A 19,727-nucleotide genomic window follows, 5' to 3' on the forward strand; every position below is an offset into this window, starting at 1 on the left:
ATACTCGGGTAACTCTGTACTCCACCGCCCATCGGCGGCCACTCAAAACGCGGGCGTTGCCCCCAGGCGCGCATGCACGGGGGACAGATTGCAGCCCCGTGCCGCGAACCCATGCCATCCCTCGGGCAAGTCGCGCAGCGCGCCCCGCGCCGAATCCGCATCGGCGAAGGCCGCGAACGCACAGGCACCGGTTCCGGTCAGGCGGGCGGGCGCATGGGCGGACAACCGCTCCAATGCCTGCGCCACCTCGGGGTAGCGCGCGCGTACCACCGGTTCGAAAACGTTGCCAGCCTGGCCCAAAAGAAAGTCGCGTATTGTGATAGGCGGGCAATCCCGTGTCAATTTAGGGTCGGCGAACAAATCTGCGGTGGCGATGGACACCGGTGGCTTGACCACCGCGTACCACGGCTCGGGGAGATCGGGCAGGGGTTCGAGTCGCTCGCCCACACCCTCGGCCCAGGCCGCCGTACCTCTCACGAACACCGGCACGTCCGCCCCCAGCATGAGCCCCAGCTCTGCGAGATCGTCCTGCGACAGCCCGGCGCGCCATAGCCGATTGAGCACGAGGAGCACGGTGGCCGCGTCGGAACTGCCGCCACCAAGACCGCCGCCGGCCGGGAGCCGTTTGTCCAGGCACAGGCGCACGCCCTCGCGCAGGCCCGTCACCTGCAACAAGGTCCGGGCCGCCCGTACGCTGAGGTCATCCAACTCCGCGACACCCGCTGGCCCGCCTTCGCGGGCGACCATGCCCGCGGGCGCCGATTCGAACCACAGGCGATCGCCATAATCCAGAAACTGAAACACCGTCTGCAGCAGGTGGTAGCCGTCGTCGCGCCGTCCGACGATGTGCAGAAACAGATTGAGCTTAGCCGGCGCCGGCCAGGCATTTTCCTCCGCCGGCGTCATTAACCCTTGCCCCATTGGTTGACCACCAGCACCAGACGCACATCGCCGTGCGTCATGATCATCCGCGTCGGTCGCGCATTGGCCGTGTCGTAGTCGTAATCCGAATAACGGATATACCAGCCGCTTTGCTGCAGTACGCGCAGGCGCCCGTTCGCATCGAGCTGCCGCGACTGCACGGGGGCGTTGGCCACCGGAACGCCACGCACCCAGTAGCGCAGTCCACCGACCGGCAGCGACCAGCCGAGGGCATGCTGCATCAGTTCGGCTGCGGAAGCCGCGCGGTAGGCTCTACCGCTGCTATCGGCGAGGGTGACGTCGCCCGGCTTGCCGGTCAGCACCGCCACCGTACGTCCGAGCGGGTCGTAGATATCGATGTGGAAGCGATCCCCGGTCTGCACCCAGCGCAGTCCCGCGCTCCAACCTCGATGCCCGATGCGCAGGCCGAAGTTGCCGTCCAGGGACCACGGCGTCTGCGCCAGCACGGCCGCCTCGTGACGATGCCAGGCCGCCTCGGCCGCACCCGGCGGCGCCGGCGGAAGCGTGGCACAACCGGCAAGACTCATCAGCGCGGCCAGGGTGGCCGCGGCGCGTAGCCGCACCGTCAAAGCCCGAGGCGGCGCTTCACCGCCGTCAGGCTGCGGTCGCCTGGACTGGCCTTGAGCGCCTTGCCCAGCAGGTCCTCGGCGGCATCGCGTTCACCCAGCGCCATCAGCGTCTGAATCAGATGGCTCGCCACCTCGGGATCGGGAAATTGTGCATAGGCACGTTCAAGATACTGCTTCGCGACTGCGTAATGCTTGAGCTTGTATTGCACCCACCCCATGCTGTCGAGAATAGCCGGATCCTTGGGCTTGAGCGCGAGCGCACGCTGGATATAACCCAAGGCCTCGGCGTAGCGCTGGGTATGGTCGGCCAGTGTGTAGCCCAAGGCGTTGAGCGCTGCCGCATCCTTAGGATTGATCTGAATAAGCCGCGTCAGATCGGCCTCTGCCTGTCCCAGGTCGCCCATCCCGTCGGCCACCAAGGCACGGGCATACAGCAGGCGCGGTTCGTTAGGGTATTTGCGCAGGGCATGGTCATACATCTTGAGCGCCGTCGGCGTGTCGTCGGCATTCTGCAGCAAATCGCCTTCCACCAGGTACAGCTGGATCTTTTGGGCCTGGTCCGACACGCTCGCTCGCAGTTCGCTCAGATACTGACGCGCCTGGTCGAGGTCGCCCTGCCGAGCGAGGATGTAGGCGATGCGCACCTGGGCGTCGAACAGGTACTGGCCGGCGTTCACGTTTGAATAAGCGTCGAGCGCCGCTTCCATATCCCCGCTACGCTCGGCAATCCGACCGAGGAAATATTCCGCAGCGGAGACGTGATACCCGGACTGCGCCACCTGCTGCAGATAGCGCCGGGCCTCACCATCGCGCTTAAGCTCGAAATCGAGCAGCCCCAGGGTATACAGTACCTGTGGGTTCTTCGGATCGCGCTTGAGCAGCCAACGGAATTCACGGCGCGCACCGGCATATTCCTTGGCACTCACCAGCACTCGCGCATAGGCCAGATGAAGTGGTGCGCTGTCAGGTGCACGACTCAAGGCATCATTGAGAATGTCGAGCGCACGCTGGGGATGCCCGAGCGACAGGTAGGCCTGCGCCTTGAGGCTCAAGGCCTGACTCATGTCCGGCTGCAGCCCCAACGCCTTGTTGGCCGCATCCAGGGCCGTGGTCGGTGCACCCAGCTGCAACGCCAGTGCACCGTAAGCCAACTGTGCGTTCGGCTCACGAGGGTAATCGCCGATCAGTCGGCGCATCACCGGCAACGCGTTCGCAGCCGGAACCGTCTGCGCCAGTACCGCGCCGACCAGTAGTAATGCCCGGCCGGCAGGTTGCCCGCTGTCGCTGACGTAACGGCTTAGATGCAGAGCCGCACGGTCGAGCTTGCCGCGACGCGCATAGAGGATGCCTAGCGCCTGCTGTGCATTGGGATTGTGCGGAGCAAGCTCCGCCCAGCGCTGCGCCGCCTCGAGCGCCACCGCATCGTCATGCAGATAGGTCGCCACTTCCATCGTGCGCTGCGCGAGCGATGGGTCCGCATACTCGCGCATCGCCTTGCGGTAATACTCAAGCGCTGTCTTGTTATGCCCCGACTGTCCAGCCATTTCGGCGGCGAGGACGTCGGACATGGCCAGGGTGGACGGCGCAGGCTTGAAGGGTCCGGCGACCTGCGAGAATGACGGATTCCCTTCTTTCGCCGCAGGCCCCTGCACGGTCGCACAGCCACTCAACAGGAGGCCGGCCAGGATCGCCCCCAAGACCCACGCTTGCTTCATTCGTCGCTCCATTAACTGGCCGCGCCAGATTCGCAACATCATAACGGTTCGAACGTCGTCGCGCCGCACCCTCGTGCCGCTTGTAATCGTCTGATCCATGCAGCAGAATTTTTTGTTTGCAAACTCTGCCTGCTTCTATGTCGCTCATCACGATCGGGATCAATCACAAGACAGCTCCCGTCAGCGTGCGTGAGAAAGTCGTATTCGCGCCGGAACAGATGAGCGACGCCCTGCGCGAGCTGGCACGCCTACCCGGGTTGGACGAGGCCGCCATTCTCTCGACCTGCAACCGCACGGAGCTGTACTGCAGCCTGCACGCGCCGCCACTCGAGACCGACATCGTCCGCTGGCTGGGCGACTACCACCATCTCAGCGGCAGCGACCTGCGACCCTTCGTCTACGAACTGACCGACATCGAGGCCGTACGCCATGCCATCCGCGTCGCCAGCGGGCTCGATTCGCTGGTGATCGGCGAGCCGCAAATCCTCGGACAACTCAAGACCGCCTATTCCGCGGCTGCGGAACAAGGCACGCTGGGCAAGATGCTGCGCCGGCTGTTTCAGCATGCCTTCGCGGTCGCCAAGCACGTGCGCACGGACACCGCCATCGGCAGCAGCGCGGTATCCGTCGCCTTTGCCGCCGTCACCCTCGGACGACAGATCTTCGGCGACATCACCCGTCAGCGCGCGCTCCTGATCGGCGCCGGTGAAACCATCGAGCTGGTGGCACGCCACCTGCGCGGCGCCGGCCTGGTCGACCTGACCGTAGCCAACCGCACCCCCGAGCGCGCCGAGGCGCTGGCACGCGAGTTCGGCGCCCGCGCGATCACCCTCGCCGACATCGGCCAGGTGCTGCACGAGGCCGACATCGTCATTTCGTCCACCGCGAGCCCAGTACCGATTCTCGGCAAGGGTGCGGTCGAACGCGCCATCCGCCAGCGCCGGCACAAACCGGTGTTCATGGTCGATCTCGCGGTGCCGCGCGACATCGAAAGCGAGGTCGCCGAGCTCAACGACGTGTATCTCTACACCGTGGACGACCTGCAGGAGGTCGTCGCCCAGAACCTGGCCTCGCGTCAGGAGGCGGCGGTCGAGGCCGAAGAGATCGTCGACGTCCAGACCGAACACTTCATGGGCTGGCTGCGCGCCCAGGATGCGGTCGAACTGATCCGCAGCTATCGCGACCGCGCCGAACGCGCCCGCCAGGACGTGCTGGTCAAGGCGCGCCGCCAGCTCTCCCAGGGGCGCCCGCCCGATGAAGTGCTGGAATTTCTGGCCGAGACCCTGACCAACAAACTCATCCACGAACCCACGACCAGCCTGCACCAGGCCGCGCGCGAGGGCCGCACCGAACTGATCGGCGCCGCCTGCGAACTCCTCAAGCTGCCGCGGCTGATCAGCGAAAAGCCCAAACCGTGAAACCCAGCATCGACCAGAAACTGCGCGCGTTGACCGAGCGTCACGCCGAGATCGCCGCCCTGCTCGCGGAGCCCGAAATCATCCACGCGCAGGAACGCTTCCGCCAGCTTTCCATCGAGTACGCCCAACTCGAACCGCTGGTGGCCGACTACCGCCGCTATCACGCCGCCCTCGACGATCTCGAGGCCGCGCGCGGCCTGCTCTCCGAACCCGATCCAGCGATGCGCGAAATGGCGCGCGAGGAAATCCACTCCGCCGAGGACAGGGTCGGCAGCCTGGAGCAGCAGCTCAAGTATCACCTGGTGCCAGCCGATCCCTACGACACCAGCAACTGCTTTCTGGAAATCCGTGCCGGCACCGGCGGCGACGAGGCGGCGCTGTTCGCCGGCGACCTGTTCCGCATGTACAGCCGCTACGCCGAACTGCAGGGCTGGCGCGTCGAGATTCTCAGCGAGAACCCGGGCGAACACGGCGGCTACAAGGAGATCATCGCGCGCATCATCGGCCAGGGCGTGTACTCGCGGCTCAAGTTTGAATCGGGCGCCCATCGCGTGCAGCGCGTGCCGGCAACCGAGTCCCAGGGCCGCATCCACACCTCGGCGGCTACGGTGGCGGTGATGCCGGAGGTGGACGAGGTGCAGGCGCAGGAGATCAACCCGGCCGACCTGCGCGTCGACACCTTCCGCGCCTCCGGGGCCGGCGGGCAGCACGTCAACAAGACCGACTCGGCCATCCGCATCACCCACCTGCCCAGCGGCATCGTGGTCGAATGCCAGGACGAGCGCTCGCAGCACAAAAACCGCGCCCGCGCGATGAGCCTGCTCGCCGCCCGCTTGCTGGAAACCGAGCGCAGCAAGCAGGCCGCCGAGCAGGCCGCCACGCGCAAGAGCCTGGTCGGCAGCGGCGACCGCTCCGAGCGCATCCGCACCTACAACTTTCCGCAGGGACGGGTCACCGACCACCGCATCAACCTGACCCTGTACAAGCTCGACGCGATTCTGGCCGGCCAGCTCGACGAGGTCATCGAACCGCTGATCAGCGAGCACCAGGCGGACCAGCTCACCGCGCTCGGCCTGGACGACTGAGGTGGCACCGGGCGTCCGCTATGACGCGGCCCTCGCCGATGCCGCCCGCAGGCTCGCACCCATCGCGGACAGCCCGCGGCTCGAGGCCGAACTGCTGCTGGCGCATGTGCTCGGACGCGACCGCAGCCATCTGCACGCCTGGCCCGAACGCATCCTCGGCGACGACACGCAAACCGCCTTCGAGGACCTGCTCGCAAGGCGTCTGCGCGGCACGCCGCTCGCCTATCTCACCGGGGAACGCGAATTCTGGTCCTTGCACCTGCACGTCGCACCCGGCGTGCTGATCCCCCGCCCACAGACCGAACGACTGGTCGAGCAGGCGCTGAGCCGCCTGCCTGCGGAACACACGGCGTGCCTCGCGGACCTCGGCACCGGCTCCGGGGCGATCGCGCTGGCGCTGGCAAGCGAGCGTCCGGATGCGCACATCGTCGCCACCGACCGTTCGGAGACGGCGCTCGAGATCGCCCGCGGCAACGCCCGGCGTCTGAACCTGCCGGTCGAGTTCCGCGCCGGCGACTGGCTGGACGCGCTGCCGGCGGACGCACGCTACGACCTGATCGTGTCCAACCCGCCGTATATCGCCGAGGGCGATCCCCATCTGACGCGCGGCGACCTGCCGGCCGAACCGCCCGCGGCGCTTGCCTCGGGGCCTGACGGGCTCGACGCGATCCGGCGGATCGTCGCCGACGCGCCGTCCAGGCTGCGCCCGGGCGGCTGGCTGCTGCTGGAACACGGCTTCGACCAGGGCGCGGCGGTGCGGGCGCTGCTCGAGGATGCCGGCCTGGTCGAGGTGGCCACGCTGCGCGACCTGGAAAACCGCGAGCGGGTCAGCGAAGCGCGCCGCCCGGCGTGACCCGCCGCCTGCCGCCGGTGTAGCATCGGCGGCCCGACCACGCCTGCTTGCCAAGAGATGGACGACGACCAGCTGCTGCGCTACAGCCGCCACATCATGCTCAAGGAGCTCGGCTATCCCGGCCAGTTGCGGCTGCTCGAATCGAGTGCGCTCGTGGTCGGGCTCGGCGGGCTGGGTTCGCCGGCCGCGATGTATCTCGCCGCCGCCGGGGTCGGCCGTCTCTCGCTTGCCGACTTCGACACCGTTGACGGTTCCAACCTGCAGCGCCAGATCGCCCACCGCACGGCCGACATCGGCCGCGCCAAGGCGGACTCGGCGGCCGACGCGGCGCTCGCCCTCAACCCGGAAATACAGATACGCCGGCTGCGTGAGCGCCTGTCCGAGGAGACCCTGCGGGCGGAAATCGTGGCGGTTGACGTGGTGCTCGACTGCACCGACAACTTCGAGGCCCGCGACCTGCTCAACCGGCTGTGCGTGGATACCGGCACCCCGCTGGTGTCCGGCGCCGCCATCCGCTTCGACGGACAGGTCAGCGTGTTCGACCCGCGGCGCGAGGACAGCCCCTGCTATCGCTGCCTATACCCCGAGGGCACGGACGAGGACGACACCTGCAGCAACCGCGGCATCCTCGCGCCCGTGGTCGGCATGATCGGCACCATCCAGGCCGTGGAGGCGCTCAAGCTGCTTGCCGACGTCGGCGAAAGCCTGTGCGGCAGGGTGCTGCTGCTCGACGGCCTGAGGATGGAATGGCGCAGCATCCGGCTGCGGCGCGATCCGCAGTGCCCGGTGTGTGGGAGCCGGCACGCCGCCGACTGACGCCGGCGCTCAGTGCTCGGTGCGCGGTACCGGCGGCTGGCCTGCGGCCGAGAAGATCGCCGCCGCGTCGACCGCATCGAAGCCGTAGTGCGCACCGCAGAATTCGCAGTCGACGTCGACCCGTCCCTGTTCGGCAAGGATGTCCTCGACCTCCTCCCGACCCAGCCCGCGCAGCATCCCGACCACGCGCTCGCGCGAGCAGCTGCAGTGGAAACCGACCGGCTCACGCTCGAACAGGCGCACGTCCTCTTCGTGGTACAGCCGATGCAGCAGATCCTCCACCGGCAGGCTCAGCAGTTCCTCGGCGGTGACGGTCTCGGCCAGGGCCACGGTGCGCTCCCAGGCATCGGCATCCGGCACGTCGCCGGGCAGCGCCTGCAGCAGCAGCCCGGCCACGCCGTGCTCCCCGGCCGCCAGCCACAGGCGCGTGGGCAGCTGCTCGGAGCGGTCGAAGTAGTCACGCAGCGCATCGCCGAGACCCGCGCCTTCCAGCGCGACGATGCCCTGGTAGCGCTCGCCGCCCTGGCCCGGGTCGATGGTCAGTGCGAGATGGCCGCGCCCGCACAGCGATTCCAGCGGGCCGGGCACCGGTTCACCCTGCCAGTGCGCCAGTCCGCGCAGCGTGCGCCGCCCGTGGCCCTCGGCCTCGCCGCTGCGCGCGCGGCCGACCTGCGCCTGGGTCACCAGCATGGACACGTGCCCGTCGCCCTTGATCTGCAGGGTCAGCGAACCGCTGAATTTAATGGTCGCCGAGAGCAGCGCGGTGGCGGCCAGCGCCTCGCCGAGCAGCCCGCTCACGGGCGCGGGATACTCGGCGCGCTCGCGCAGCGCCTGCCAGGTGGCGTCGAGGTGGACCCATTCGCCGCGCACGTGGGTGCGCTCGATCAGGAATCGGTGCAGGCTGTCGCGTTCGGTCATGGTCGTAGCGTTCCCGTGCCGCGGCTAGGCGGCGCGGCGCTCGTGTGATGTGGGGTCAGCCCGCCAGCTTACGCTTGAGTAGCTCGTTGAGCTGCTGCGGGTTGGCCTTGCCCTGGGTGGCCTTCATCGCCTGGCCGACGAAGAAGCCGAACAGCTTGTCCTTGCCGCCGCGGTACTGTTCCACCTGCGCCGGGTTGGCGGCGATGATCTCGTCGATGATCGCCTCGATGGCCGAGGTATCGGTGATCTGCTTGAGCCCGCGCGCCTCGATCACCGCATCGGCGTCGCCTTCGCCGGCCCACATCGCCTCGAACACCTCCTTCGCGATCTTGCCGGAGATGGTGTTATCCTCGATGCGTGCCAGCAAGCCGCCGAGCATGGCCGCGCTGACCGGGCTGTCGGCAATCTCGCGGTTGTCCTTGTTGAGGAAGGCGGAGAAATCGCCCATCACCCAGTTGGCCGCCAGCTTGGCATGGCCGCCGCAGGCCTCGACCACGTCCTCGTAGTAGTCGGCCAGTTCGCGGCTGGCGGTGAGCACGCCGGCATCGTAGGCGGACAGGCCGTGATGGGTCATGAAGCGGTGCTTCTTCTCGTCCGGCAGCTCGGGCAGCGCCTCGCGCACGGATTCCAGGAAGGCGGGATCGATGACCAGCGGCAGCAGGTCCGGGTCAGGGAAGTAGCGGTAGTCGTTCGCCTCTTCCTTGGAACGCATGGAGCGCGTCTCGTCCTTGTTCGGGTCGTACAGACGCGTTTCCTGCACCACTGAACCGCCCCCCTCGATGATGTCGATCTGGCGCTCGATCTCGTGGTTGATCGCGCGTTCGACGTAGCGGAAGGAGTTGAGGTTCTTGGTTTCGGTGCGCGTGCCGAACTCGCGCTGCCCCTTGGGCCGCACGGAGACGTTGGCGTCGCAGCGAAAGGAACCTTCCTGCATGTTGCCATCGCAGATGCCGAGGTAGCGCACCAGGGTGTGGATTTTCTTCATGTAGGCGACCGCCTCCTTGGCCGAACGCATGTCCGGTTCGGAGACGATTTCCAAGAGCGGGGTGCCGGCACGATTGAGGTCGATGCCGGTGGCGTTGGCGAAGTCCTCGTGCAGCGACTTGCCGGCGTCCTCCTCGAGGTGCGCGCGGGTCACGCCGACGGTCTTGGTCTCGCCGTCGTCCAGCTCGATCTCGACCTGCCCCCGGCTGACCACGGGCAGTTCGTATTGCGAGATCTGGTAGCCCTTGGGCAGATCGGGGTAGAAGTAATTCTTGCGCGCGAACACCGAGCGTTCGGCCACGCTGGCGCCGATGGCGAGCCCGAACTTGGCGGCCATGCGCACCGCCTCGGCGTTGAGCACCGGCAGCACGCCGGGCAGGCCGAGATCGACGGCGCAGGCCTGGGTGTTGGGGGCCGCGCCGTAGGCGGTGGCCGCGCCGGAGAAGATCTTGCTGCGGGTGGCGAGCTGGGCGTGGATTTCCAGCCCGATGACGACTTCCCATTCCATAGCGTCGTTACCTGAAAGTGCGGTGTCTGCGGCTCATGCGAAGCCGTGCGGGATACGGGTGTGCCAGTCGGTGGCCTGCTGGAAGCGATGCGCCGCGTTGAGCATGCGCCCTTCCTCGAAGTAGTTGCCCACGATCTGCAGGCCCACCGGCAGGCCGTCGGCGAAGCCGGCGGGTACGGACATGCCCGGGAGCCCGGCGAGATTCACCGCGATGGTGTAGATGTCGGACAGGTACATGCTCACCGGGTCGTCCACCTTCTCGCCGATGCGAAAAGCCGTGCTCGGGCTGGTCGGGCCGAGAATCAGGTCGACCGATTCGAAGGCGCGGCGGTAGTCCTCGCTGATCAGCCGGCGCACCTTCTGCGCCTTGAGGTAGTAGGCGTCGTAGTAGCCGGCCGAGAGTGCGTAGGTGCCGACCATGATGCGCCGCTTGACCTCGTCGCCGAAGCCCTCGCCGCGCGAGCGCTCGTAGAGATCGGTAAGGTCCTTCGGGTTCTCGCAGCGGTGGCCGAAGCGCACGCCGTCGAAGCGCGACAGATTCGACGAGCATTCCGCCGGCGCGACCACGTAATAGGCCGGCACCGCCAGATGCGTGTTCGGCAGGCTGACTTCACGCACCTCGGCGCCGAGCCCGCGGAACACCTCGACCGCGGCCTCGATCGCCGCCGCCACGCCGGCATCCAGCCCTTCGCCGAAATACTCCTTGGGCAGGCCGATGCGCAGGCCCGCGAGATCGGCGTCGAGAGCGGCCGCGTAATCGGGTACCGGGCGGTCGATGCAGGTGGAGTCGCGCGGATCGAAACCGGCCATCGCGCCGAGCAGCAGCGCGCAGTCCTCGGCCGTGGCCGCGAACGGGCCGGCCTGGTCGAGGCTCGAGGCGAAGGCGACCATGCCCCAGCGCGACACGCGTCCGTAGGTTGGCTTGATGCCGGTGACGCCGCACATCGAAGCGGGCTGGCGGATGGAGCCGCCGGTGTCGGTACCGGTCGCCGCCGGCACAAGGCGCGCGGCCACGGCAGCAGCCGAACCGCCCGAGGAACCGCCCGGAATGCGGTCGCTGTCCCAGGGGTTGCGCGCGGGGCCGTAATGGCTGTTCTCGTTCGACGAGCCCATGGCGAACTCATCCATGTTGGCCTTGCCGAGCATCACCATGCCGGCATCGCGCAGACGCTCGACCACGGTGGCATTATACGGGGCGACGAAGTTGTCGAGCATGCGCGAACCGCAGGAGGTGCGCACGCCGTCGGTGCAGAAGAGGTCCTTGTGCAGCAGCGGGATGCCGGTCAGCGGGCCGGCCGTGCCGGCGGCGATGCGTGCGTCGGCCTCCGCGGCCTGGGCCAGCGCCTGTTCCTCGGTGACGGTGATGACGGCGTTGAGGCCGTCGCGGTGTTGCCGGATGCGATCGAGGTACAGGCGTGTCAGCTCGATGCTGCTGATCTCGCCCGCGGCCAGCGCCCGGGACAGTGCTGCGATGGTTTTCGTGTGCATGCGAATTCCGTGGGATTTACGGGCTTACTCGATGACCTTGGGCACCAGATACAGACCGGCCTCGACGGCCGGCGCGATGGCCTGGAAGCGCTCGCGAGCATCGGGCTCGGTGACCTCGTCGGGGCGCAAGCGCTGAGTCGCGTCCTGCGGATGCGCCATCGGTTCGACGCCTTCGGTAGGCGCGGCCTCTAGCTGCTCGACGAAGTCGAGTATCGAGGACAGGTCCTGCGCATAAGCCTCGACCGCGTCGGTGTCGAGCGCCAGCCGTGCCAGATGAGCGATTCGCCCGACCTCGTCAGAAGTAAGGGACATGATGGAGTGACCTCACGAACGGATTGAAGTGCTGTGGGCAAGACGCCGAAAACTACCACAAACCCGCCTTGCCCAAAACCCACCCTATTGATAGAGTACCGCGATTCCGATCCCGCCCCTCAACGACCTGCCTCTATTCAATGTTCGGTTTCCTTTCCAACGACCTATCGATCGACCTGGGCACAGCCAATACCCTCATCTACATGCGCGGCAAGGGCATCGTGTTGAACGAACCCTCCGTGGTCGCCATCCGTCAGGACCGCAATGGCGGCATGCGCTCGGTCGAGGCCGTGGGCATGGATGCGAAGAAGATGCTTGGCCGCACGCCTGCGAACATCACCGCCATCCGTCCGCTGAAGGACGGCGTCATCGCAGACTTCACCACCACGGAGAAGATGCTTCAGCATTTCATCCGCAAGGTGCATCAGAACCGCTGGTTCCGTCCCAGCCCACGCGTTGTGGTCTGCGTACCCTGCGGTGCCACCCAGGTCGAGCGTCGCGCGATCCGCGAATCGGTCTCAGGGGCAGGTGCACGCAAGGTGTTCCTGATCGAGGAACCGATGGCCGCGGCCATCGGTGCCGGCATCCCGGTGGACGAACCCAAGGGTGCAATGGTGCTCGACATCGGCGGCGGCACCTCGGAGGTCGCCGTGCTCTCGCTTAACGGCATCGTGTATTCCGCCTCGGTACGCATCGGCGGCGACAAGTTCGACGAGGCCATCGTCAACTACGTGCGCCGCAACTACGGCATGCTGATCGGCGAGGCCACCGCGGAACGCATCAAGTTCGAGATCGGCTCCGCCTACCCCGGCCGCGAGTTGCGCGAAATCGAGATCAAGGGCCGCAATCTGGCCGAAGGTGTGCCGCGCAGCTTCACTCTCAACAGCAACGAGATCCTCGAGGCACTGCAGGAACCCCTGTTCGGCATCGTCGGCGCGGTCAAGACGGCGCTTGAGCAGACCCCGCCCGAACTCGGCGCCGATGTCGCCGAACGCGGCATCGTGCTCACCGGCGGCGGCGCGCTGCTGCACGATCTCGATCGCCTGATCATGGAAGAAACCGGTGCACCGGTAGTCATCGCCGACGACCCCCTGACCTGCGTGGCGCGCGGCGGCGGACGCGTACTGGAGATGATCGACGAGCACGGCGCGGATTTCCTCGCCGTAGAGTAAAGGGTCTAACACGCCTGCAGACGGGGAGCGTCAGGCATCAAGCAGCCACTGTTCAACCTAGGCCCCGCACTGCACCTCAAGCTGGTGCTGCTGGTCGTCCTGTCCGTCGTCCTGATGACCGCCGACCAGCGGCTGACGGCACTGCGCGAGGCGCGTAGTGCCCTAGAATATGTCGTCTATCCCCTGCAGATCCTGGCCAACCTGCCCAGCCGCGCCGGCCACTGGCTGGGTGAGTCCTTCAGCAGCCACACGCAGCTGATCGAAAGCAACCGCGCCCTGCAGCAGGAGAACCTTCTGCTGCAGGCACGGCTACAGAAATACCAGGCACTGCTGAGCGAGAACATGCATCTGCGGGAACTGCTCAACGCCTCCGAACACACCACCGAAAAGGTCAAGATCGCCCGGCTGGTTTCCATCGACCTCGACCCCTACAGCCAGCGCGAGCTGATCAACCAAGGCAGCCGCGACGACGTTTACCTGGGCCAGCCGGTGATCGACGCCACCGGCCTGATGGGTCAGGTGATTCAGGTCGGTCCGTTCAATGCCGAGGTGTTGCTGATCGCCGATCCGAGCAGCGCGGTACCGGTGATCGACACGCGCAGCGGATTGCGTCTCCTGGCCATCGGCACCGGCCAGCCCGACGCACTCGACGTGCGCAGCGCGCCGGCCAATGCCGACATCAAGGTCGGCGATCTGCTGGCCACCTCGGGACTCGGCGAACGCTTCCCCCCGCGTTACCCGGTCTGTCGCGTCAGCCAGGTGCTGCGCGAACCCGGCGACCCCTTCGCCAAGGTGCTCTGCCACCCGACCGCACAGCTTGATCGGCACCGCGAAGTGCTCCTGCTCTGGTATCGCCCACCGCACAGACCACCCGAAACGACACCCCATAAATCCGCCGGAAAACCGCGGTGACATCCCCCCTCAAGCGCAATACGGGTATCGTTCTGACGCTGGTGATCGCCCTAACGCTGAGCGTTATCGCCCTACCCACGGCCCTGGCGATCCTCCGGCCCGAATGGGTCGCGATGACCGTCATCTACTGGAGCATGGCCCTGCCGCGCCGCGTGGGCCTCGGCGTCGCCTGGATTACCGGGCTGCTGCTCGATGTACTCACAGGGTCGCTGCTGGGACAGCACGCCCTCGGCCTGACGGTAGTCGCCTACCTGAGCATCCGCGCGCATCAGCGCGTCCGCGTGTACCCCCTCTGGCAGCAGGCCATCGCGGTCGGCGTGATGCTCGTGGTCTACCGTATACTGCTGCTCTGGGTCTACGGCATCACCGGCCATGCCCCCGACCAGCGCGTATATTGGCTGCCCGTGCTCACCAGCATGCTGCTGTGGCCCCTGATCTATCTGCTGTTAAGACACATTCGACGGCGCCTGCAGCTCACCGGCTGAGCGCCGCACAGACCGGAGACACCATGGACGAACAAACCCGCATCGAGATCGAGGCCGCGGTATTCCGCCGCCTCGTCGAGCACTTGCGCGAACGCAGCGACGTGCAAAACATCGACCTCATGAATCTGGCCGGTTTCTGCCGCAACTGCCTGTCCAAATGGTACGGTGCCGCGGCTGCCGAACGCGGACAGGAAATCGATTACGAAGCGGCGCGCGAAATCGTCTACGGCATGCCCTACGCCGAATGGAAGACCCGATACCAGCGCGAGGCCACGCCGGAGCAATTGGCGGATTTCGCCAATACCAAACCGGACTGAACACGATGGATGCCGGATCCTCCGCCGGGACGCGCGCCGCACGGGCAGACGATCTTTACGTCGACACGCCCGAGGCGCTGGGTGCGCTGACGGCACGTCTGAGCGGAACGCCCTGGGTCGCGCTCGATACCGAATTCCTGCGCGAGAAGACCTACCGCGCGCGACTCTGCCTGCTCCAGATCTCAGCGCCCGGCATCGTCGCCTGCATCGATCCGCTCGCGCTGGCCGACCTCGCTCCGCTGCAACAGCTGTTGCTCGATCCCGCTATCGTCAAGATTCTGCACGCCGCCCGTCAGGACCTGGAAATCCTGCACCAGCTCTGGGGCAGGATCCCCATGCCGGTCTTCGACACCCAGATCGCCGCCGCGCTGCTCGGACCGGCGGATCAGATCGGCTACGGTCGCCTGGTCGCCGACCAGCTGGGCATCGAACTGGACAAGGGGCATGCGCGCACGGACTGGTCGCGCCGTCCATTGGCGCCCGCGCAGCTGCATTACGCGGCGGACGACGTGCGTTACCTCGGCGAAATCTACGCCATACAGCGCGACGCCCTCGAGGCGCGCGGTCGACAGGCCTGGTTCGAGGACGAATGCCGCCGGCTCGGCGAGCCGAGCACCTACGAAACCGATCCGCAGGATGCCTGGCTCAGGCTCAAGGGCGTGTATCGCCTGCAGGGCGCGCAGCTCGGCGCTGCCAGGGCACTGGCAGCCTGGCGCGAGACCGAAGCAAGCCGCGCCGACCGGCCACGCCGCTGGATACTCGCCGACGAGCCCCTGCTCGACATTGCACGGCACATGCCGGACACGCCGGAAGCACTGGGAAAGATACGCAATCTGCCGCCGTCGACATTGCGCCGACACGGCGCGGCGCTGATCGAGGCCGCCGCACGTGCCCGGGCGCAACCACGCGAGGCATGGCCCGAGCTGCCGGCACGACCGCAACTCGACGACGCCCAAAGCATACTGGCGGAACGGCTGATGGAGATGCTGAGACGGGCGTCCGAAAGCGCGAACATCGCTCCCGCCATGCTGGCCACCCGGCGTGAAATCGAGCGTGCAGCGACGGGCGAAACGGACCTTCCGGTGATGCGCGGCTGGCGCGCCGAAATGCTCGGCGACGAATTGCGCGCATTCGTCGCCCGGGCGCGGACCGCTCCCGAGTCGCCCTGAACCAACCGTCCTATTATTTCTTGCCCGGCGCGAAATAGTAGTCGGTGAGCACGGCCACGTCGGTACTCATTTCCCGGATCAGATGATCGAGACTGACGATTGCGTACTCCAGGAAGTTCACGGTGATGAAGGGCTGCTCGACGCGCATGCGCTCGTACATGGGCCGCGACAGCTTGAGCAGACGCGTGCTGTTGCGGGTAGCGCGCATCCGGGTCAGACGCGGCTTACGGTCGAAGAAGGACATCTCGCCCATCAGCTCACCCTGACGGCGGCGCCCGACCTCGGTTTCCATCGTACCCGTATCGTAGAGCAGGACGATTTCACCCTCGACCACGAAGAACAGCGCCTCGCCAACCTCGCCGACCTCCATCACCACCTCACCGCGATCGAGATAGACCTCTTCGGTGAACTCCAGGATCTTTTCGACCTCCTTGGTCGTCAGCGATGCGCACAACCCATGCTCGCTGAGAAACTGGACCAGATCATCAACCTTTTGCATTACCGTGCGCTCCCCTGACAATAATCCTGTCCGGCGCGAGTATACCTGATGCGCCATCGTCCTTCGCTGCGCACAGCCCCGAGGTAGCCCCATGACCGACCCGCTAGATGACCTCGAACGCCTGGCCCTTTCTGCTCCGTCCGGAGCTACTTTACTGATAGCACCGGCCGGTCACCCGCTTGCGGAACGCCTGCAAGTGCATGACGGAAGCACAGCGCAGACTGCACAATCGCTGCTCTCAAACCCGCCGCAACGACGCTATGCTCTAGCCCTGCTGGCAGACGGCCTGGATGACCTGTCATCCGATGATGGCAGACGACTGATCGCTGGTCTGCGCGACCTCTACGCCGAAACGCTGTACTGCCTCGCGTCCAGCGAGCGCTGGCCGACGCCTTCCATGCTGGCTTTAGGTCTGCGTCCGCTTGCAAGCTACCCTAGCAGCCTCGCCCTGTATCACTTCGACCTGTACGACTACAAACGCACCCCGGACTGGCTGAACTCGCGCCACTGGGCCAACCCCGAACGCTGGGATAAAGCGCGCTGGTAAGCCTCCGGCTTGCAGTGCCGGTCGGCTGGTGTAAGCTTTGCCGCGCACATAAACATCGAGGATGCAATGACCCCTGAAACCATCAGGACACTGATTGAACAAGGCATTCCTGGCAGCGAGGCTTCCGTCAGCGGAGATGGGAGCAAGTTCGAGGCTGTCGTCGTTAGTGAGGCCTTCGAAGGTCTCAGCCCGGTCAAGGAACATCAACTGGTGTTTGCCACCGTTAATGAGCACATCGCCAGCGGAGCGATCCATGCGCTCACAATCAAGGCGTATACCCCCGCCGAATGGATCGCGCGAAAATCCTGAGGTGTCAGTGAGGGCGATGCCCGCTACCTTCCAGTTCGCGCACCACCCGTTCGTCTGGCACGGCAAAGCCTTCCAGCGCGTCGTCTATCAAGCGGCTGACCGGCTCTTCCATGAAGCTACCGGCCATGCCCAGTATGACCCGCTCGGCCCCGCTCAGATCCAGTTCGCCGGCCTGCTCTGCCTCCATCAGCTTGAGACCGAGCATGTGCATCGACGCCAGATTCATGTCCAGGGAGAACAGCATGCCGTTGCGGGAAGCATCCATGTCACCTGTCGCCGTGAGCCGGGCACGCAATTCCTTGAGCGTCGCCGAAATCTCGCTGAGGCAGCCACGCATGACATTGATGATTCTTTTCCCTCGGACAACTTGCATCCCGCACGTACTCCCCTGACACTGTGGATGGGCCGTGGTCGGAAGACGACCGCGGCGGCAAGTCTACCCCAAGCGACGCAAGCGGCACTCCATGCTCACGCCCAAGGGACAGGATGAAATCCTCAAACTGGTCGAATCGGACCTCGTGCAGGGCTGGGACGAGGCCGACCGGACCCTACGTAACGTGGTACGTATGCTGCTGTGCCAGCGCCTGGATCTGCTCCGTCTGTATTTCCTACCGGCAGCCTGGCAGCGAATCACGACGCTCGAACGCAGGCTAGCCGCCAATGTCATTCTCGCCGCCATGCAGACGGCTGTCGTGACCGCCAACGGCGCACCCCCGGTCACACATTGGGCACAGGCGAGGTTCTATCTCAGCACGCGATCCCGCCGCTATGCGGACATGGCCAGAGACTGGTGCGCGCAACACCCCGAAGCCTGCCCGGAACGTTATCGCACGCCGCCACAGCGCAACCGCCTCGCCGGACCCGACGCATGAACTCTTCCGGCCCAGAAAGCTGCCTGCAAGTCCATGATCTGCCACTGAACACGCTGACGGATCTGATCGCACGTTACGGCTTATCCCTGGTCCTCCTTGATGACACAGCGCCGATTCCCGGCAGCTATTGGGGCGCGCCCGAGGCCGGCCTCGTCGGTCGCGAGGTTTTGGTGCGCGGAGACACCCCGGTGCACTCCCTGCTGCACGAATTCGCCCATGCCGTGTGCATGGACGAAGCCCGGCGCAGTCGCCTGCATACCGACGCGGGCGGCAGCGACATCGAGGAGTGCGCCGTATGCTATCTACAGATACTGCTGGCGGACGAATTGCCCGGCGTCGGCCGCCAGCGGCTCATGCTTGATATGGACGCGTGGGGCTATAGCTTCCGGCTGGGCTCGACTCTGGACTGGTTTCTGCGGGATGCTGCAGATGCCCGTACCTGGCTTATGGATGAAGGGCTTATCGATCAGTGCGAGCAACCGGTCCCGCAGTTGCGCGAAGGACTCCCTTGGCAGCGGCCGCCGGATACCCGATGATTGCACAAGAAACTACAGAAGCGACGCCATGCCGATCCTGCTCGAAGAAATCGACGATCTGATCCCCCTGAACGGGCTATCTACCGAAAATCGCAATCGCCTGGCCGAGAAGGGGCAAGTAGTCACGCTCAAAGCGCGTGAGACGCTCGACGGCAAAGACGCAGACCGATGGCTGACCTATCTGCTCGACGGCACGGTGACACTGAAGCATGGGAACGGCAACGAGGTTGTGTCCGGCGGCACCTCACGGGCCAAGCGTCCCTTATTCGGTGAGGGCCGCCAAATCGCTGCTGTCGCGAGCGTCCCAAGCCGACTTCTGCGTCTGGACCGACGCCTATTCGATATCATCCTGCGTGAACAGCGGCAAAACGACTACGAGGTCGAGCACACCGCCATCACCGAAGAAGAGGGCCAGCTGCTCGCGCACATCCTGCGCTCACTAAGCAGCGGCACCCTTGAATTACCCAGCATGCCTGAAGTGGCCATGCGCATCCGCGATGCAACACTGCGCCCGGACATTTCCCTCCCAGACATCGCCAAGATCGTGCAGATCGATCCCTCGGTCGCTGCAGGCATCCTGCGCGCCTCCAATACGGCCGCGCGCCGCGGCGGACAACCGGTTACCAACCTGTCCGATGCCGTGATCCGGCTCGGACTGGAAACTACCCGTACCCTGGCCATCAGCCTGGCACTCACCACGGTGTTCCATACTCGCCAGCCGGCGGTTAGGCAACGCATGCATGAGCTATGGGAACACAGCGTACAGATATCCGCCTTGTGCGAAACGCTTGCCTCGCGCTGCCATCCCAAACTCGACCCCAGCCATGCGCTGCTGGCTGGCCTGCTTCACGACATCGGCGGCATCCCCATCCTGCAGCACGCAGAACGCTATGGGTTGCTCGGAAAACCCGAGCGTCTCGAAAACGCCATCGTCAATCTGCGCGTGCCCGTCGGGCTGCTGATCATCGACCACTGGCAAATCGACAGTGACATGCAGAGCGTGATCCAGGGTGCTGAGGACTGGACTCGCAATTCCGGCACCCAGGCCGATTACGCTGACGTCGTCGTCGTAGCGCAATTGATCCTTATGGAGCAGCAGAACACATCCTCCGTACATCCTGTCTTATCTGAGGTGCCGGCCTTTGCCAAGCTGGGCTTGGCGCCAGCCACCCCGGAGCGTATTCAGGAATTTCTCGACGAAGCCCAGCAAGACATTGACGAGATCAAACAATTGCTGAGCGGCTGAGCACCCGCCCGGGCCGCGCGCTGGGCAGATATGGCCTCATCACGTAAACTAGCGG

At 65.8% G+C, this 19,727-nt stretch carries 23 protein-coding genes; 14 read left to right on the plus strand and 9 right to left on the minus strand.

The features are described 5' to 3' along the window. Positions 1 to 42: 42 nt before the first annotated feature. The 3 genes from ispE to BJI67_RS13925 are packed head-to-tail and all read right to left on the minus strand — an operon-like array spanning position 43 to position 3,226. Complete coding sequence (ispE, locus tag BJI67_RS13915) at positions 43 to 921, minus strand: 4-(cytidine 5'-diphospho)-2-C-methyl-D-erythritol kinase (protein WP_407922803.1); 879 nt, start codon at positions 919 to 921, stop codon at positions 43 to 45. Next, positions 906 to 1,505, minus strand: a complete 600-nt coding sequence (lolB, locus tag BJI67_RS13920) for a lipoprotein insertase outer membrane protein LolB (protein WP_083250907.1) — start codon at positions 1,503 to 1,505, stop codon at positions 906 to 908. The genes ispE and lolB overlap by 16 nt, the downstream gene beginning before the upstream one ends. Positions 1,506 to 1,507: 2 nt before the next feature. After that, positions 1,508 to 3,226, minus strand: coding sequence for a tetratricopeptide repeat protein (locus BJI67_RS13925; RefSeq protein ID WP_070073541.1), 1,719 nt, complete (start codon positions 3,224 to 3,226; stop codon positions 1,508 to 1,510). Positions 3,227 to 3,363: 137 nt separating this feature from the next. Here BJI67_RS13925 and hemA point away from each other — a divergent pair, with 137 nt between their 5' ends. Genes hemA through BJI67_RS13945 form a run of 4 tightly spaced genes read left to right on the plus strand, consistent with a single transcriptional unit; the run spans position 3,364 to position 7,398 of the window. Further along, a complete protein-coding gene (hemA, locus tag BJI67_RS13930; protein ID WP_070073542.1) occupies positions 3,364 to 4,644 on the plus strand; it encodes a glutamyl-tRNA reductase in 1,281 nt (426 codons plus the stop codon). Then, positions 4,641 to 5,729, plus strand: coding sequence for a peptide chain release factor 1 (prfA, locus tag BJI67_RS13935; protein WP_070073543.1), 1,089 nt, complete (start codon positions 4,641 to 4,643; stop codon positions 5,727 to 5,729). Before hemA ends, prfA begins: the two co-directional genes overlap by 4 nt. Position 5,730: 1 nt before the next feature. After that, complete coding sequence (prmC, locus tag BJI67_RS13940) at positions 5,731 to 6,582, plus strand: peptide chain release factor N(5)-glutamine methyltransferase (protein WP_070073544.1); 852 nt, start codon at positions 5,731 to 5,733, stop codon at positions 6,580 to 6,582. A gap of 57 nt (positions 6,583 to 6,639) precedes the next feature. Beyond that, a complete protein-coding gene (locus BJI67_RS13945) occupies positions 6,640 to 7,398 on the plus strand; it encodes a HesA/MoeB/ThiF family protein (protein WP_070073545.1) in 759 nt (252 codons plus the stop codon). 9 nt (positions 7,399 to 7,407) lie between these two features. Here the strand turns inward: BJI67_RS13945 and hslO are convergent, their stop codons facing one another. From hslO to gatC, 4 genes are read right to left on the minus strand one after another with little or no spacing between them, the layout of a single operon-like run. Then, positions 7,408 to 8,316, minus strand: a complete 909-nt coding sequence (hslO, locus tag BJI67_RS13950) for an Hsp33 family molecular chaperone HslO (protein WP_070073546.1) — start codon at positions 8,314 to 8,316, stop codon at positions 7,408 to 7,410. A 55-nt stretch (positions 8,317 to 8,371) separates the two neighbouring features. After that, positions 8,372 to 9,808 carry an Asp-tRNA(Asn)/Glu-tRNA(Gln) amidotransferase subunit GatB gene (gene gatB, locus BJI67_RS13955; protein ID WP_070073547.1) on the minus strand — a complete coding sequence of 479 codons (1,437 nt, stop codon included), beginning with the start codon at positions 9,806 to 9,808 and terminating at the stop codon, positions 8,372 to 8,374. 33 nt (positions 9,809 to 9,841) lie between these two features. Then, complete coding sequence (gene gatA, locus BJI67_RS13960) at positions 9,842 to 11,296, minus strand: Asp-tRNA(Asn)/Glu-tRNA(Gln) amidotransferase subunit GatA (RefSeq protein WP_070073548.1); 1,455 nt, start codon at positions 11,294 to 11,296, stop codon at positions 9,842 to 9,844. A gap of 24 nt (positions 11,297 to 11,320) precedes the next feature. Then, positions 11,321 to 11,608: an Asp-tRNA(Asn)/Glu-tRNA(Gln) amidotransferase subunit GatC gene (gene gatC / locus BJI67_RS13965; protein ID WP_070073549.1), complete on the minus strand. Its 288-nt coding sequence runs from the start codon at positions 11,606 to 11,608 to the stop codon at positions 11,321 to 11,323. A 140-nt stretch (positions 11,609 to 11,748) separates the two neighbouring features. On the opposite strand from gatC, the gene BJI67_RS13970 reads away from it, so the two are divergent. From BJI67_RS13970 to rnd, 5 genes are read left to right on the plus strand one after another with little or no spacing between them, the layout of a single operon-like run. After that, a complete protein-coding gene (locus tag BJI67_RS13970) occupies positions 11,749 to 12,780 on the plus strand; it encodes a rod shape-determining protein (protein ID WP_070073550.1) in 1,032 nt (343 codons plus the stop codon). 48 nt (positions 12,781 to 12,828) lie between these two features. Further along, positions 12,829 to 13,692, plus strand: coding sequence for a rod shape-determining protein MreC (gene mreC, locus BJI67_RS13975; RefSeq protein WP_269449629.1), 864 nt, complete (start codon positions 12,829 to 12,831; stop codon positions 13,690 to 13,692). Continuing rightward, positions 13,689 to 14,177, plus strand: a complete 489-nt coding sequence (gene mreD, locus BJI67_RS13980) for a rod shape-determining protein MreD (RefSeq protein WP_070073552.1) — start codon at positions 13,689 to 13,691, stop codon at positions 14,175 to 14,177. Before mreC ends, mreD begins: the two co-directional genes overlap by 4 nt. Positions 14,178 to 14,200: 23 nt before the next feature. Continuing rightward, on the plus strand, positions 14,201 to 14,494 hold the full coding sequence (locus tag BJI67_RS13985; protein WP_070073553.1) for a DUF1244 domain-containing protein: 294 nt from the start codon (positions 14,201 to 14,203) through the stop codon (positions 14,492 to 14,494). 5 nt (positions 14,495 to 14,499) lie between these two features. Continuing rightward, a complete protein-coding gene (gene rnd, locus BJI67_RS13990; protein WP_070073554.1) occupies positions 14,500 to 15,663 on the plus strand; it encodes a ribonuclease D in 1,164 nt (387 codons plus the stop codon). 13 nt (positions 15,664 to 15,676) lie between these two features. On the opposite strand, the gene BJI67_RS13995 is transcribed toward rnd, so the two are convergent. Beyond that, on the minus strand, positions 15,677 to 16,162 hold the full coding sequence (locus BJI67_RS13995; RefSeq protein WP_070073555.1) for a Crp/Fnr family transcriptional regulator: 486 nt from the start codon (positions 16,160 to 16,162) through the stop codon (positions 15,677 to 15,679). Between the two features lie 91 nt (positions 16,163 to 16,253). On the opposite strand from BJI67_RS13995, the gene BJI67_RS14000 reads away from it, so the two are divergent. Next, positions 16,254 to 16,709: a DUF6231 family protein gene (locus BJI67_RS14000; protein ID WP_070073556.1), complete on the plus strand. Its 456-nt coding sequence runs from the start codon at positions 16,254 to 16,256 to the stop codon at positions 16,707 to 16,709. A gap of 66 nt (positions 16,710 to 16,775) precedes the next feature. Next, a complete protein-coding gene (locus tag BJI67_RS14005) occupies positions 16,776 to 17,018 on the plus strand; it encodes a BolA family protein (protein WP_070073557.1) in 243 nt (80 codons plus the stop codon). A 4-nt stretch (positions 17,019 to 17,022) separates the two neighbouring features. Here the strand turns inward: BJI67_RS14005 and BJI67_RS14010 are convergent, their stop codons facing one another. Beyond that, the gene (locus tag BJI67_RS14010; protein ID WP_070073558.1) at positions 17,023 to 17,355 is read right to left on the minus strand and encodes a hypothetical protein; all 333 of its coding nucleotides are present in this window, start codon (positions 17,353 to 17,355) and stop codon (positions 17,023 to 17,025) included. 127 nt (positions 17,356 to 17,482) lie between these two features. Between BJI67_RS14010 and BJI67_RS14015 the strand changes: the two genes are divergently transcribed. From BJI67_RS14015 to BJI67_RS14025, 3 genes are read left to right on the plus strand one after another with little or no spacing between them, the layout of a single operon-like run. After that, positions 17,483 to 17,890 (plus strand): hypothetical protein, encoded by a 408-nt coding sequence (locus tag BJI67_RS14015; RefSeq protein ID WP_070073559.1) that lies wholly within the window; start codon positions 17,483 to 17,485, stop codon positions 17,888 to 17,890. Next, complete coding sequence (locus BJI67_RS14020) at positions 17,887 to 18,426, plus strand: hypothetical protein (protein WP_070073560.1); 540 nt, start codon at positions 17,887 to 17,889, stop codon at positions 18,424 to 18,426. Before BJI67_RS14015 ends, BJI67_RS14020 begins: the two co-directional genes overlap by 4 nt. 28 nt (positions 18,427 to 18,454) lie before the next feature. After that, positions 18,455 to 19,672 carry an HDOD domain-containing protein gene (locus tag BJI67_RS14025; RefSeq protein WP_070073561.1) on the plus strand — a complete coding sequence of 406 codons (1,218 nt, stop codon included), beginning with the start codon at positions 18,455 to 18,457 and terminating at the stop codon, positions 19,670 to 19,672. The last annotated feature ends 55 nt before the right edge of the window (positions 19,673 to 19,727 follow it).

Source organism: Acidihalobacter aeolianus (assembly GCF_001753165.1).
GTDB classification, from domain to species: domain Bacteria; phylum Pseudomonadota; class Gammaproteobacteria; order DSM-5130; family Acidihalobacteraceae; genus Acidihalobacter; species Acidihalobacter aeolianus.

Bases quoted from the DNA above. Each gene is read 5' to 3' on its own strand.
- ispE (WP_407922803.1), bottom strand. From the start codon at position 921: ATGGGGCAAGGGTTAATGACGCCGGCGGAGGAAAATGCCTGGCCGGCG.
- BJI67_RS13925 (WP_070073541.1), bottom strand. From the start codon at position 3,226: ATGAAGCAAGCGTGGGTCTTGGGGGCGATCCTGGCCGGCCTCCTGTTG.
- hemA (WP_070073542.1), top strand. From the start codon at position 3,364: ATGTCGCTCATCACGATCGGGATCAATCACAAGACAGCTCCCGTCAGC.
- BJI67_RS13945 (WP_070073545.1), top strand. From the start codon at position 6,640: ATGGACGACGACCAGCTGCTGCGCTACAGCCGCCACATCATGCTCAAG.
- hslO (WP_070073546.1), bottom strand. From the start codon at position 8,316: ATGACCGAACGCGACAGCCTGCACCGATTCCTGATCGAGCGCACCCAC.
- gatB (WP_070073547.1), bottom strand. From the start codon at position 9,808: ATGGAATGGGAAGTCGTCATCGGGCTGGAAATCCACGCCCAGCTCGCC.
- gatA (WP_070073548.1), bottom strand. From the start codon at position 11,296: ATGCACACGAAAACCATCGCAGCACTGTCCCGGGCGCTGGCCGCGGGC.
- gatC (WP_070073549.1), bottom strand. From the start codon at position 11,608: ATGTCCCTTACTTCTGACGAGGTCGGGCGAATCGCTCATCTGGCACGG.
- BJI67_RS13970 (WP_070073550.1), top strand. From the start codon at position 11,749: ATGTTCGGTTTCCTTTCCAACGACCTATCGATCGACCTGGGCACAGCC.
- BJI67_RS13985 (WP_070073553.1), top strand. From the start codon at position 14,201: ATGGACGAACAAACCCGCATCGAGATCGAGGCCGCGGTATTCCGCCGC.
- rnd (WP_070073554.1), top strand. From the start codon at position 14,500: ATGGATGCCGGATCCTCCGCCGGGACGCGCGCCGCACGGGCAGACGAT.
- BJI67_RS13995 (WP_070073555.1), bottom strand. From the start codon at position 16,162: ATGCAAAAGGTTGATGATCTGGTCCAGTTTCTCAGCGAGCATGGGTTG.
- BJI67_RS14000 (WP_070073556.1), top strand. From the start codon at position 16,254: ATGACCGACCCGCTAGATGACCTCGAACGCCTGGCCCTTTCTGCTCCG.
- BJI67_RS14005 (WP_070073557.1), top strand. From the start codon at position 16,776: ATGACCCCTGAAACCATCAGGACACTGATTGAACAAGGCATTCCTGGC.
- BJI67_RS14010 (WP_070073558.1), bottom strand. From the start codon at position 17,355: ATGCGTGGCTGCCTCAGCGAGATTTCGGCGACGCTCAAGGAATTGCGT.
- BJI67_RS14015 (WP_070073559.1), top strand. From the start codon at position 17,483: ATGCTCACGCCCAAGGGACAGGATGAAATCCTCAAACTGGTCGAATCG.
- BJI67_RS14020 (WP_070073560.1), top strand. From the start codon at position 17,887: ATGAACTCTTCCGGCCCAGAAAGCTGCCTGCAAGTCCATGATCTGCCA.
- BJI67_RS14025 (WP_070073561.1), top strand. From the start codon at position 18,455: ATGCCGATCCTGCTCGAAGAAATCGACGATCTGATCCCCCTGAACGGG.